We start from the raw sequence: 12,982 nt of genomic DNA on the forward strand, positions 1-12,982 counted from the left end.
GGTAGCGTCGCCGGCATCCAGTCACCGGCATCCAGTCGCCGGCCTCCATCGGTGCGGGAGAGCCGGCAGGGCCGAGGGACGAAGACCGCCGCGCGGCCTCCCGGTCCGCCCCCGAAGGGAACGCGCCCCATGACCCGCCCCGCGCCGCGCACGCCGTCCCCCGCCCGCACCCTGAATCTCTGGAAGGCGGGCCTGGGAGCGGTGCCGCCGGAGGTCTGGCGGCGCGACGACTGGGAGGTGCTCATCCTCGCCGACAACGCGCTCACCGAGGTCCCCGCCGCGCTCGGCCGGCTCCGCGCCCTGCACACCCTCGATCTCGGGCACAACGCCCTGACCGGGGTGCCCGCGGAGATCGGCCGACTGGTCGGTCTGACCCGCTACCTCTACCTCCACGACAACCGGCTCACCGCCCTGCCGGACGCCCTGTGCGCACTCGACCGGCTCGCCTACCTCAACGTCGGCGAGAACCCCCTCGGCAGCCTGCCGGCGGACCTGGGCCGGATGGCCGGGCTGGTCGAACTGCGGGCGCAGCGGGCGGTGTTGAAGGAGCTGCCGGCCGGCGTCGGCAGGCTCGCGCGGCTGCGGGAGCTGTGGCTGGGCGGCAACGCGCTGACCGGCCTGCCCGCGAGCGCCGGCCACCTGCGCGCCCTGCGGGTGCTGGAGCTGCGGGAAAACGCCCTGCCCCACGTCCCGGAAGCGCTGCGCACGCTGCCGCGCCTCAGCCGGGTCGACCTGCGGGGCAACCGGATCACCGAACTCCCCTCCTGGATCGCCGGGTTGCCGTCGCTGGAGAAGCTGGACCTGCGCTGGAACGCCGTGGCGGACGGGTCGGTGCCGGTCCGCGCGCTGCGGGAGCGGGGGTGCGTGGTGCTGACGTAGGACCCGGCGCCCGCTTCAGCCCGCCGGAGCGTCCGCGCCGACCAGCCACATCGAGAAGAACTGGGCGCCGCCGCCGTAGGCGTGCCCCAACGCCCGCCGGGCGCCGTCGACTTGGTGGGCGCCCGCTTGGCCGCGGACCTGGAGGGCGGCCTCCGCGAAGCGGATCATGCCGGAGGCGCCGATGGGGTTGGTGGACAGCACGCCGCCGGAGGGGTTGACGGGGAGGTCTCCGTCCAGTTCGGTGACGCCCGACTCGGTGAGTTTCCAGCCCTCGCCCTCCGCCGCGAAGCCGAGGTTCTCCAGCCACATCGGCTCGTACCAACTGAAGGGCACGTACATCTCGACGGCGTCGATCTCCCGGCGCGGGTCGGTGATGCCGGCCTGCCGGTAGACGTCGGCCGCGCAGTCCTTGCCGGCCTGCGGGGAGACGAAGTCCTTGCCCGCGAAGAGCGTCGGCTCGCTGCGCATCGCGCCACCGTGCACCCAGGCGGGCGGGTGCGGGGAGCGGGCGGCGCCGGCCCGGTCGGTGAGGATCATGGCGCAGGCGCCGTCGGAGGAGGGGCAGGTCTCGGAGTAGCGGATGGGGTCCCAGAGCATCGGCGAGGCTTGGACCTTCTCCAGGGTGAGGTCCTTCTCGTGCAGGTGGGCGTAGGGGTTTTTGAGGGCGTTGCGGCGGTCCTTGTAGGCGACCAGGGAGCCGATGGTGTCGGGGGCGCCGGTGCGCCGCATGTACGCGCGGACGTGCGGGGCGAAGAAGCCGCCGGCGCCGGCCAGCAGCGGCTGCTGGAAGGGGATCGGCAGGGACAGGGCCCACATGGCGTTGGACTCGGACTGCTTTTCGAAGGCCAGGGTGAGGACGGTGCCGTGGACGCGGGCGGCGACGAGGTTGGCGGCGACCAGGGCGGTGGAGCCGCCGACGGATCCGGCGGTGTGCACCCGGAGTATCGGCTTGCCGACGGCGCCGAGGGCGTCGGCGAGGTACAGCTCGGGCATCATCAGGCCCTCGAAGAAGTCGGGGGCCTTGCCGATCACCACGGCGTCGATGTCCGCCCAGGACAACTGGGCGTCTTCCAAGGCGCGTTGGGCGGCCTCGCGGACGAGTCCGGCGAGGGAGACGTCGCGGCGGGCGGCGACATGGACGGTCTGGCCGATACCGACCACGGCCACGGGCTCCTTGCTCATCGCTCCCCCTCCAGTACGGCGACCAGGTTCTGTTGCAGGCAGGGCCCCGACGTGGCGTGCGCGAGGGCGCGGTCGGACGCGCCGCGGTGGATGCGGGCGGCGGCCTCGCCGAGGCGGATCAGGCCGGTGGCCATGACGGGGTTGGCGGCGAGCGCGCCGCCCGAGGGGTTCACGCGCACGGTGTCGTCGAGCGACAGGGCGCGGCGCAGGACGACCTCTTGCGAGGTGAAGGGGGCGTGCAGTTCGGCGGTGTCGACGGGCCGTTCGAAGGCTCCGGCGTGTTGGGCGGCGAGCCGGGTGGACGGGGAGTCGGTGAGGTCGCGGACGCCGAGTGCGTGTGCCTCGATGCGGTGGTCCAGGCCGCGGATCCAGGCGGGGCGGTCGGTCAGCCGGCGGGCGGTGTCGCCGGCGGCGAGGATGACGGCGGCCGCGCCGTCCCCGACGGGCGGGCAGTCGCCGGTGCGCAGCGGCGCGACGACGTGTTCGCCCAGGGGCAGGTCGCCGCGGAGCTGGGCGTGGGGGTTGTCCGCGGCGGCGGCCCGACTGCGGGCGGCGATGCCGGCCAGCTCGCGTGCGTCGGTGGCTCCCGCGTCGATCAGCGCCTGCGCCTGGAGGGCGGCGAGTGCGACGGAGTCGGGCCACAGGGGGGCGAGGTAGTAGGGGTCGAGCTGGCGGGTGAGGACCTCGCGGACGTCGCCGGGCGAGGATTTGCCGTACGCGTAGACCAGCGCGGTCTCGGCCTCTCCGGTGAGGATCTTGACCCAGGCTTCGTACAGCGCCCACGCCCCGTCCATCTCGACATGCGATTCGGAGATCGGCGGCCAGGCGCCGACGCCGTCGAGGGCCATGGTGAAGGAGAAGGCGCGGCCGGCGAGGTAGTCGGAGGAGCCGGAGCAGGTGAAGTCGATGTCCCGGGCTTTCAGGCCGGTCTGTTCCCGTACGTCGTGCAGGACCGGCATCAGCATCTCGACTTCGGAGGTGTCGGCGCTGTCGCGGACGTGGGTGCTCTGCCCGAAGGCGACGATGGCGACCTCGCGCGTCGGACGGGGCATCAGATCAGCTCCTTGTAGCTGTCGTAGTCGGCGTCCGGCTCGCCGGTGGGGCGGTAGTGGTCGGGGTAGCGGCCGTCGTCGGTCCATACGGGTTCGACGCGCAGGCCCATCCTGACCTGGTCGTAGGGGATGCCGCCGATGCGGGCGTGCAGGGCCAGGTCGGCGCCGTCGAGGGCGATGTGGGCGTAGACGTACGGCACCTGGATGTCGGGGTTCGCCGCATGGCGGGACGTGATGTTGACGATGCAGTAGGTGGTCACGGTGCCGCGGGGACCGACCTCGACCTGGGTGTCGGTGGCGATCCCGCAGGTGGGGCAGGCGCCGCGGGGCGGGACGTAGACCTTGCGGCAGGAGGGGCACCGTTCGCCGATGGTCTTGCGTGCGGCGAGCGACTGGATGTAGCGGGACTGGGCTCGGCCGGGTGCGTAGGTGTAGTCGAGCCGGGCGGGGGTGGTGATGCCGGTGACGGGGTCGGCGAACTCTCCGCTGTGGGCGGAGGGTTCGCGGCCTTCCGGCGCCGCGTCGCATGCCTCGAAGCAGGCGATGTCGGTGATCGCGCCGGTGCGTCGCGGGGCCCAGCGGACGCGGACCCGCAGTCCGGTGCGTACGGCCTCGGGGCCGGGTGCGTCGAGGGCGTGCAGCAGCGCGGTGTCGGCGCCGTCGAGGCGGACCAGGACCCAGGCGAAGGGGGTGGTCAGCGGCTGGCCGCGGCGCGGGGCGGGGTTCCAGGCCCAGGTGGTGACCGTGCCGGTCGGGGCGACCTCGACCAGGTCGCGGACCTCCTCGGCGGTGACCGGGTCGTATTCGGTGGGCGGGACGACCACCCGGCCGTCGCCCGCCCGGACGCCGAGGACGACGCGTTCGCGCAGTCCGGTGAGGAAGGCGCTCTGGACGGGGCCGAGCGAGCGGGTGAAGGGGAATTCCACGACGAGGGGCGCGCTGAGGATCTCCGGGGGGCGGGCGGGCGGAGCGGTGGGCACGGGGGGCGGCGTAGGGGACGGCACTGGAGCCTCCTTGGGTCAGGCGCGCCGGTAGACGGGCGGTCGCTTCTCCGCGAAGGCCCGGGAGCCCTCCTTGGCGTCGGCGGTGTCGAAGACCGGCCAGCCACGGGCGAGTTCGGCCGCCAGGCCGTCGGTCTCGGTCATCTCGGCGGTCTCGTGGACGGACGCCTTGACGGCTTCGACGGCGAGCGGGCCGCAGGCGTTGATCTGTTCGGCGATCTCCAGGGCCTTGTCGCGGGCGGTGCCGTCGGGGACGACGTGGCCGATCAGGCCGATCCGGGCGGCTTCGCGGGCGGGGTAGGGCCGTCCGGTGAGCAGCATTTCTAGGGCGTGGGTGCGGGGGATCTGGCGGGGCAGGCGGACGGTGGAGCCGCCGATGGGGAACAGGCCGCGCCGGACCTCGAAGAGTCCGAAGGTGGCGCTCTCGCCGGCGACGCGGATGTCGGTGCCCTGGAGGATCTCCGTGCCGCCGGCGACGCAGTGGCCCTCGACGGCGGCGATCACCGGTTTGCGCGGGCGGTGGTGCCGCAGCATCGCCTTCCAGTGCAGGTCGGGGTCCTCGCGCAGCCGGTCGCGGTACCTCTCGCCGGCCATCGCGCCACCCGCGAGCGCCTTGAGGTCCATGCCGGCGCAGAAGCAGCCCCCGGCGCCGGTGAGGACGATCGAGCGGACCTCGTCGTCCTCGTCGGCGGCCAGCCAGCCGTCGTACAGGCCCACCAGCATCGGCAGTGACAGGGCGTTCTTCGCCTCCGGCCGGTTGAGGGTGAGCACCAGTGTGGCGCCGACGCGCTCCATGGTGAGATGTTCTGTTCCGCCCATTTCCGTCCTCCTGGTCTCACGACGTAGAACAGGTTGCAGTAGCCGCACACCGACTTCAAGAGTTTTCTGACAGACAGTCAGATTTCTTCGCCGGGGCCCTTCCCTGCTCCTCCCCGCGACGCTCTAATGACCGCCAAGCGCACCCGCCCGGGTCTGGAGGAGACGTGGAGTACAACCTTGCCGACCTGTTCGAGTCGATCGTGGACACCGTTCCCGACCGCGAGGCACTGGTGTACGTCGACCATCCCGGCTCGGGAGCCGAGCGCCGGCTGACCTACGCGCAGCTCGACCGCGCCGCCAACCGCCTCGCCCACCACCTCGCCGATCACGGCGTGGGGCTGGGCGATCACGTCGGTCTGCACCTCTACAACGGCGTGGAGTACCTCCAGGCCGCCTACGCGTGCCTGAAGATCCGGGCCGTCCCGGTCAACGTCAACTACCGCTACGTCGAGGAGGAGTTGGCCTACCTCTACCGGGACGCCGACCTGGTGGCCCTGGTCTTCGACGCGGAGTTCACCGAGCGGGTGGCCGCGGCGCTGCCGCACGCGCCCACGCTGCGGCACCTCCTGCGCGTCGGCACCCCGCCCGCGGGCGCCCCCGAGCCGCGCCTCGCCCCCGTCGCGTTCGCGGACGCCGAGGCCGAGGGATCACCCGGGCGCGGCTTCGGCCCGCGCTCCGCCGACGACCGGATCGTCATCTACACCGGCGGCACCACGGGCATGCCCAAGGGAGTGGTGTGGCGCCACGAGGACCTCTTCTTCTCCGGGATGGGCGGCGGGGCGCCGACCGGCGAGCCCGTGAAGCGGCCGGAGGAGCTGGCCGAACGGGTCGCGGCCGGCGGTGCGGGAGGCGCCGGTCTCGTCTTCTTCCCCACGCCCCCGCTGATGCACGGCACCTCCACCCTGACCGCGTTCATCGCCTTCCACTTCGGCCAGAAGGTGGTCCTGCACCGCAAGTACGTGCCCGAGGAGGTGCTGCGGACCATCGCGCGCGAGCGGGTCACCAGCGTCTCCCTCGTCGGCGACGCGATGCTGCGCCCGCTCGTCGACGCGCTGGACGGGCCGCTGGCGGGCACCGACTGCTCGTCGCTGTTCAGCGTCAGCAGCTCCGGCGCGATCCTGTCGGAGACGGTGCGCGCCCAGTTCGGCGCGCTGGTGCCGAACGCCCTGCTGCTGAACAACTTCGGCTCCTCCGAATCGGGTTTCAACGGCACCGCCACCGACGACTCGGGGCCCGGCAGGGGGTTCCGGCTGCGCGTCAACTCCCGTACGGCGGTGGTCGATCCGGCGACGCGCGAGCCGGTGGCGGACGGCGAGGTGGGCCGGATCGCACTGCGCGGCCACGTCCCGCTGGGCTACCACAACGACCCGGCGAAGACCGCCGAGACGTTCTTCGAGGCGGGCGGGGAGCGGTGGGTGCTGCTGGGCGACATGGCGACCGTGGACGCCGACGGCATCGTCACCGTCCTGGGACGCGGCTCCCAGTGCATCAACTCCGGTGGCGAGAAGGTGTATCCGGAGGAGGTCGAGCAGGCGCTGAAGTCCCATCCGGACGTGTACGACGCGCTGGTGGCCGGCGTGCCGGACGACCGGTGGGGCCACCGGGTCGCGGCCGTGGTGCAACTGCGGGAGGGGGCGCCGCCGCTGGACCTGGAAGGCGTGCAGGCCCACTGCCGCTCCCGGCTGGCCGGCTACAAGATCCCGCGCGCGGTCGTCCTCACCGACCGCATCCGGCGGTCGCCCAGCGGCAAGGCGGACTACCGCTGGGCGAAGGCGGTGGCCGCGGGCGGCGGGGCGGGGTGAGCCGTCCCCTCAGGCCCGCTCCCTCCCGGTTCAGACGGGGCCGCAGACCGACCGCAGGGAGCGGCCGAGCCCCAGCGTGTGCAGCACGTCCAGCCGCCGCCCGGCCACTTCCCGCCGGGCGGCGGCGGTCAGCAGCGGGGTGCAGTAGTGGGCGGAGCGGGCGGTCGGGGAGGCCACGATGGCGCGCACCAGCGCGCCGTTGACGCGGTCGATCCGCTCGCGGACCTCGGCGAGGTCGGGGCGGCGCCCGGTCGGCGCCTTCGTCGCGTCCGCCGTCCACCGGCGGTGCAGCCCGTGCTGGACGACCTTGCCCGCCTCGATCTGGTCGCGGAAGATCCGTACGGTCGCCTCCACGTCGCCGCCCATCCGACGGGCCTGCGCCCCGACCGCGTCCAGGACCGCCCGCTCGCGGGCCGGGTCGTCGACCGGGCGGCCGGTCCCCCACTTGGCGGCGGCCACCAGGTCGGCGAGGGCCAGCCGCTCGGCGGACAGCTCGGCGAGCGGCCGGAGCCGGTGGTACGGGGAGGGTGCGGCGGCCTCGGACGGTGCGCGGGCCGGGACCGCGACGGCTCCCTCCGCACCGGTGAACAGGACGGTGGCTGCGGCGCCGGCAATCAGCACGCGGCGCATCGGGGTGGTGAGCTGCACAGTCGGCCTTTCTCGCGCGGTCGGTCAACCTGGGGGGCGAGGGAGTCGTATGGCCGTGAGCCTAGGGCTTGGGCGCCGTCCCCGCCCGCCCAGGTGCGCTATCCCCGCCCGCCCAGGAACGCGTTGACCTCGGCGAGGAATTCACCCGGGCGCTCCTCGTGGACGAGGTGGCCGGCGCCCTCGATCGTCACCAGGCGGGCGTCGGGGATCCGTTCGACCATGGCGGTGAGCCGCTCCTGCGGGACGTGGCTGGTCGCGCCGCCGCCGATGACGAGGGTGGGGGCGGTGATCTTCGCCAGCTCGTCCCACCACAGCGGGTCGGGCGCGTCGCGCTCGGCGGCCACCGCTTCCACGGCGCGCCGGTCGAACGCCTGCGGACCGCCGGGCGCCTGGGGCACCTCCTGCGGTGGATCGGCGGCCAGCGGCGGCGCGGCTTCCTCGATGATCAGCCGGTCCACGGCCTCCGGCCGGGCCGCGGCCACCCGCAGCGCGGCCTCCGCGCCGAGCGAGTGCCCGATCAGGGTCACCCGTTCCAGGCCCAGCGCCCGCAGGAAGCCCAGGGCGTCGTCGCGCCACCGTTCGACGCCGTACTCACCCGGCCAGTCGCTGCGGCCGTGGCCGCGCAGATCCAACGCGTAGACGCGGTGGGTGGCGGTGAGCCGGCCGACCACTCCGCGCCAGTCCTCACCGTCCTCCCCCAGACAGTGCAGCAGCACGGCCGGGGGCGCGGACTCCTCACCCCACACCCGATATGCCAGCTCGACCTCACCGACCCGGATTTTCTGGACCTCACTCATGCGCGGGACGCTACCCGCGGGCCGGTCGCGCCACGCCCCTTGACGTGTTCGCCGCGCGCTGATTACTTGGAGCCGCATTCAGCTACCGAATGATCGGTAGGGCGACGAAGCGGGTGACACTGCATGGCGGAGGCGGCTATCGGCGGCGAGACGTACGACGAGGCGGAGCGGCTCTCCCCGGACGCCTTGCGCGCGCGGCAACTGACGCGGCTGCGCGCCTCGTTGCGGCACGCCTACGACCGCGTCCCCTTCTACCGCGAGTCCTTCGACAAGGCCGGAGTGCGGCCGGAGGACTGCCGCTCGCTCGGCGACCTCGCCCGGTTCCCGTTCACCGTCAAGGACGATCTGCGCGCCCACTACCCCTTCGGCATGTTCGCCGTCCCCCGTGGCCAGGTGCGCCGCCTGCACGCCTCCAGCGGCACGACGGGCAGCCCCACCGTCGTCGGCTACACCGAGCGGGACCTGACGACCTGGGCGGACGTGGTGGCGCGCTCGATCCACGCGGCCGGCGGGCGCCCCGGCCACACCGTGCACATCGCGTACGGCTACGGCCTGTTCACCGGCGGACTGGGCGCGCACTACGGCGCGGAGCGGCTCGGCTGCACCGTCGTGCCGGCCTCCGGCGGCATGACCGGCCGTCAGGTGCGGATCATCCAGGACTTCCGCCCCGAGGTCATCATGGTGACGCCGTCGTACATGCTCACCCTCCTGGACGAGTTCGAGCGGCAGGGGATCGATCCGCGTGCGACCTCCCTCAAGGTGGGCATCTTCGGCGCCGAGCCGTGGACGGGCGAGATGCGCCGGGAGATCGAGGAGCGGTTCGCGATCGACGCGGTGGACATCTACGGCCTGTCGGAGGTGATGGGGCCGGGTGTCGCGCAGGAGTGCCTGGAGACGAAGGACGGCCCGCACATCTGGGAGGACCACTTCTATCCGGAGGTGGTCGACCCGATCACCGGCGAGGTGCTGCCGAACGGGGAGCACGGCGAGCTGGTGTTCACCTCCCTCACCAAGGAGGCGATGCCCGTCATCCGCTACCGCACCCGCGATCTGACCCGGCTGTTGCCCGGCACGGCGCGGCCCGCCTTCCGCCGTATGGAGAAGATCACCGGGCGCAGCGACGACATGATCATCCTGCGCGGGGTCAACCTCTTCCCCGCGCAGGTCGAGGAGATCGTGCTGCGTACGCCCGGTGTGGCCCCGCATTTCCAGCTACGGCTGAGCCGCGAGGGCCGACTGGACCAGTTGACCGTGCGCGCCGAAGCGCGGCGGGGGGCGACGCCCGACCAGCGGGCGGCGGCCGTCGGACGGATCGCGCGGGACGTGAAGGAGGGCATCGGGGTGTCGGTCGAGGTGGAGATCGTGGCGCCGGAGACGCTGGAGCGGTCGGTCGGCAAGATCAAGCGGATTGTGGACACCCGGCCGCGGGACCGGGGATGACGGGGAGCGCCGCGCCGGTCCCGGCCCCGGCCGGCGTCAGCTCGTCGTCGGGTCGCCCTTGATCAGCGCGAACGGGGCGCCCGCGGGGTCCTTGAGCATGGCCAGCCGGCCGACGCCCGGCGCGTCACTCGGCGGGATCAGGACCGAGGCGCCGTGCCCGGTGGCCGCGGCGAAGGTGGCGTCGCAGTCGGTCACGCCGAAGTACGGATGCCACTCCGAGGTGGAGCCGGCCTCCAGGTTGGCCTTGGGAAGCTGCATCACGCCGCCCTGCCCGGAGTCGCCGCCCTTGCCGCCGCCGGGCGAGGAGACGACGGAGTAGACGAGGTCGTCGCCCATCGGCATGTCCTGGTATTCCCAGGAGAAGACGGAGCGGTAGAAGTCCTTCGCGCGGGCCGCGTCGGTGGTGTACAGCTCCGTCCAGCAGAGCGTGTCCGCCTCCATGACCCTCTCCAGCCCTTTGTTGTCACCCGATTGCCAGACGGCGAACTCCGCGCCCGTGGGATCGGTGAAGGCGGCCATCCGCCCGGCGGTGAAGATGTCCATCGGCGGGACGCGGACCGCGCCGCCGGCCTGCTCGACGGCCTTGGCGCAGGCGTCCGCGTCGGCCGCCTGGAAGTAGACGTTCCAGGCCGAACGGGCGCCCGGCTCCGTCAGCGGGCCGACGGCCGAGACGGTCTTGCCGTCGAGCTGGAAGAAGCCGTAGCCGCCGGCTTCCGCGCCGGCGGACGTGAAGCTCCAGCCGAACACGGCGGAGTAGAAAGCGACGGCGGCGTCGACATCCGGGGTGCCGAGGTCGAGCCAGTTCGGCGTGCCGGGGACGTAATCGGTCGTCAGCATGGGCGGTCCTCCGTTGTTCCGGTCGTCCGGCCGTCCGGCGCCGGGCCGGGCGTGCGCGGGGTCATGGGCCTTCTCCCCCCACCTCGTCAGCATGGCAGGGGGCACTGACAGCCGCCCTCCGTCGCACGCCGAACGGCCGCCCAACCGGCCCCCTGGCACGTACGGCATCCCGCACAGGTGTCGATCCGCGAGACACGCCCCGGGGTGAACCGGTGATTTCCCGGCGGCGCGACAGTCTCGTCGCGTACACCCGGAGCCGACCGGAGCAACCGGGCGAAGAAGAGGAGTGGGTCCCATGCGCATCGTCATCATCGAGTTCATGAGCCTGGACGGTGTCGCGCAGGCGCCGGGCGGTCCCGATGAGGACACCGACGGCGGTTTCGCCCACGGCGGCTGGTCGCACCGGTACTTCGACCCGGAGGCGATGGGCGGGGCCTACGCCGACGCGATGGACAAGGCCGAGGCGCTGCTGTTCGGGCGCCGGACGTGGCAGACGATGGCCGCGGCGTGGCCCGGGCGGGCCGGCGACCCGTTCGCCGACCGGATGAACGCCATCCCCAAGTACGTCGTGTCCCGGACCCTGGGCGACACCGAGCTGACGTGGGAGAACACCACGCGCATCCCGGGCGAGCGGGCCGTCGCCCGGATCCGGGAGCTGCGGGGGAAGGCGGGCGGCGACCTGTTGGTGATGGGGAGCGCCTCGCTCGTGCGCACCCTGCTGCGCGAGGGCATGGTCGACGAACTCCGGCTCATGATCGAGCCGGTGCTCCTCGGCGGCGGCAAATCACTCTTCCCGCACGACGGTTCGATGCGCCCGCTGGAGCTGGTCTCCAGCGTCACCAGTGGCACGGGCGTGCACGTCTGCACCTACCGGCCGACCGCCGAGGCGTAGGTGCGCGGCAGCCCCGCGGGGCTGGGGGCACCTCCCGGCCGAAGGCTGGGGGAGGGACTTCGGACTCACTCCTCTAGACGGCGCGCTCGCGGCCCTCCCAGTACGGGTCGCGCAGCCGCCGCTTGTAGAGCTTGCCGTTGGGGTCGCGGGGCAGGGACGGCAGGAAGTCGACGGTCCTTGGGCGTTTGTAGCCGGCGAGGCGGTCGGCGCAGTGCGCGAGGACGGCGGCGGCGAGTTCGGGGCCGGCACGGTGGCCGTCGGCGGGTTGCACGACCGCCTTGACCTCCTCGCCCCAGTCGTCGTGCGGGATGCCGAAGGCGGCCGCGTCGGCGACGGCGGGGTGGCTGAGCAGCGCGGATTCGATCTCGGCGGGATAGATGTTGACGCCGCCGGAGATGATCATGTCGATCTTGCGGTCGCGGAGGAAGAGATAGCCGTCCTCGTCGAGAAAGCCGAGGTCGCCGACGGTGAAGAAGTCACCGATCCGGTTCTTGCGGGTCTTTCCCTCGTCCTTGTGGTAGCGGAAGCCGCCGGTGGTCATCTTCATGTAGACGGTGCCGAGTTCGCCCGGCGGCAGCCGGTTGCCGTCGTCGTCGAAGACGGCCAGCTCGCTGATCGGCCAGGCCCGTCCGACGGTCCCGGGCTTCTTGAGCCAGTCCTCGGCGGTGGCGAACGCGCCGCCGCCCTCGCTCGCCGCGTAGTACTCCTCGACACACCTCCCCCACCAGTCGATCATCGCGCGCTTGACGTGGTCGGGGCAGGGCGCGGCGCCGTGCAGGGCGTGCCGCATGGAGGACACGTCGTACGCCGCCCGCGTCTCCTCCGGGAGGGCGAGGAGCCGGTGGAACTGGGTCGGCACCATGTGGGTGTGGGTGCAGCGGTGCCGGTCGATCAGCTCCAGCATGTGCTGCGGCGTCCACTTGTCCATCACGACGAGAGGGTGCCCGATGTGCAGGGAGGCGCCGGCGAACTGCAGGACGGCGGTGTGGTAGAGCGGCGAGCAGACCAGGTGGATGTTGCCGTCGAACGGCCGGATGCCGAAGATGCCGAGGAAGCCGCCGAGGTGGGTCTCCTCCGGGGGCTTGCCGGGCAGCGGGCGGCGGATGCCGCGCGGGCGGCCGGTGGTGCCGGAGGTGTAGTTCATGACCCAGCCCAGGGTGCGGTCCTCGGGCGCGGAGGGGCTGTGGCCGTCGAGGAGTTCGGCGTACGGGCGGAAGCCGGGCACGGCGCCGACGGCGTAGCGGTGGCCGGCGGGCAGTCGCGCCTCGTCGGCGGCGTGCCGGGCGGCGTCGGCGAACCGCTCGTGGGCGATCAGGACCTTCGCGCCGGAGTCGGCGGTGATCCAGGCGATCTCCGGGCCGGTGAGGTGGTGGTTGACGGGGACGAGGTAGAGGCCGGCCTGGGCGGCGGCGAGGTAGGCGGTGAGGAACTCGGCGCCGTTGGGGAGGACGACGGCGAAGGCGTCGCCGCGCTCCAGGCCCGCCGCGCGCAGCCCGTGGACCAGCCGATTGCTCGCCGCGTGCAGCCGGCCCGCGGTCCACTCCGCGCCGTCCGGCGCGATCAGGACCGTACGGTCGGGGTCGGCGGTGGCTTGCGCCCAGAAGCCGTTGGGCGGTGCGGGGTCGTGGGTCAT

The 12,982-nt window shown here is 73.0% G+C and carries 12 protein-coding genes; 4 read left to right on the plus strand and 8 right to left on the minus strand.

Translation table 11 applies throughout. The features are described from left to right. Positions 1-129: 129 nt before the first annotated feature. Entirely contained in the window at positions 130-879 is a 750-nt protein-coding gene (locus ACZ45Z_RS14865) for a leucine-rich repeat domain-containing protein (protein ID WP_468361797.1), read from the plus strand. Between the two features lie 15 nt (positions 880-894). Here ACZ45Z_RS14865 and ACZ45Z_RS14870 read toward each other — a convergent pair whose 3' ends face one another. Genes ACZ45Z_RS14870 through ACZ45Z_RS14885 form a run of 4 tightly spaced genes read right to left on the minus strand, consistent with a single transcriptional unit; the run spans position 895 to position 4,933 of the window. Then, positions 895-2,061: a thiolase domain-containing protein gene (locus ACZ45Z_RS14870; protein WP_468361800.1), complete on the minus strand. Its 1,167-nt coding sequence runs from the start codon at positions 2,059-2,061 to the stop codon at positions 895-897. After that, positions 2,058-3,113: a thiolase domain-containing protein gene (locus tag ACZ45Z_RS14875; protein WP_468361803.1), complete on the minus strand. Its 1,056-nt coding sequence runs from the start codon at positions 3,111-3,113 to the stop codon at positions 2,058-2,060. The genes ACZ45Z_RS14870 and ACZ45Z_RS14875 overlap by 4 nt, the downstream gene beginning before the upstream one ends. After that, entirely contained in the window at positions 3,113-4,093 is a 981-nt protein-coding gene (locus ACZ45Z_RS14880; protein WP_468361806.1) for a Zn-ribbon domain-containing OB-fold protein, read from the minus strand. The genes ACZ45Z_RS14875 and ACZ45Z_RS14880 overlap by 1 nt, the downstream gene beginning before the upstream one ends. Positions 4,094-4,132: 39 nt before the next feature. Then, positions 4,133-4,933: a crotonase/enoyl-CoA hydratase family protein gene (locus ACZ45Z_RS14885; protein WP_468361809.1), complete on the minus strand. Its 801-nt coding sequence runs from the start codon at positions 4,931-4,933 to the stop codon at positions 4,133-4,135. 164 nt (positions 4,934-5,097) lie between these two features. On the opposite strand from ACZ45Z_RS14885, the gene ACZ45Z_RS14890 reads away from it, so the two are divergent. Then, on the plus strand, positions 5,098-6,735 hold the full coding sequence (locus ACZ45Z_RS14890) for an acyl-CoA synthetase (protein WP_468361811.1): 1,638 nt from the start codon (positions 5,098-5,100) through the stop codon (positions 6,733-6,735). A 30-nt stretch (positions 6,736-6,765) separates the two neighbouring features. Here ACZ45Z_RS14890 and aroQ read toward each other — a convergent pair whose 3' ends face one another. Next, complete coding sequence (gene aroQ, locus ACZ45Z_RS14895; RefSeq protein WP_468361814.1) at positions 6,766-7,383, minus strand: gamma subclass chorismate mutase AroQ; 618 nt, start codon at positions 7,381-7,383, stop codon at positions 6,766-6,768. Positions 7,384-7,481: 98 nt separating this feature from the next. Then, positions 7,482-8,180 (minus strand): alpha/beta fold hydrolase, encoded by a 699-nt coding sequence (locus tag ACZ45Z_RS14900; protein WP_468361817.1) that lies wholly within the window; start codon positions 8,178-8,180, stop codon positions 7,482-7,484. A 123-nt stretch (positions 8,181-8,303) separates the two neighbouring features. Between ACZ45Z_RS14900 and paaK the strand changes: the two genes are divergently transcribed. Then, on the plus strand, positions 8,304-9,620 hold the full coding sequence (gene paaK, locus ACZ45Z_RS14905) for a phenylacetate--CoA ligase PaaK (RefSeq protein ID WP_468361820.1): 1,317 nt from the start codon (positions 8,304-8,306) through the stop codon (positions 9,618-9,620). A 36-nt stretch (positions 9,621-9,656) separates the two neighbouring features. Here the strand turns inward: paaK and ACZ45Z_RS14910 are convergent, their stop codons facing one another. After that, on the minus strand, positions 9,657-10,457 hold the full coding sequence (locus ACZ45Z_RS14910) for a VOC family protein (RefSeq protein WP_468361823.1): 801 nt from the start codon (positions 10,455-10,457) through the stop codon (positions 9,657-9,659). Between the two features lie 295 nt (positions 10,458-10,752). Between ACZ45Z_RS14910 and ACZ45Z_RS14915 the strand changes: the two genes are divergently transcribed. After that, positions 10,753-11,349: a dihydrofolate reductase family protein gene (locus ACZ45Z_RS14915; RefSeq protein WP_468361826.1), complete on the plus strand. Its 597-nt coding sequence runs from the start codon at positions 10,753-10,755 to the stop codon at positions 11,347-11,349. 73 nt (positions 11,350-11,422) lie between these two features. On the opposite strand, the gene ACZ45Z_RS14920 is transcribed toward ACZ45Z_RS14915, so the two are convergent. Further along, positions 11,423-12,982 (minus strand): acyl-CoA synthetase, encoded by a 1,560-nt coding sequence (locus ACZ45Z_RS14920; protein ID WP_468361829.1) that lies wholly within the window; start codon positions 12,980-12,982, stop codon positions 11,423-11,425.

The sequence above is a fragment of the Streptomyces sp. NPDC031210 genome, assembly GCF_055570395.1.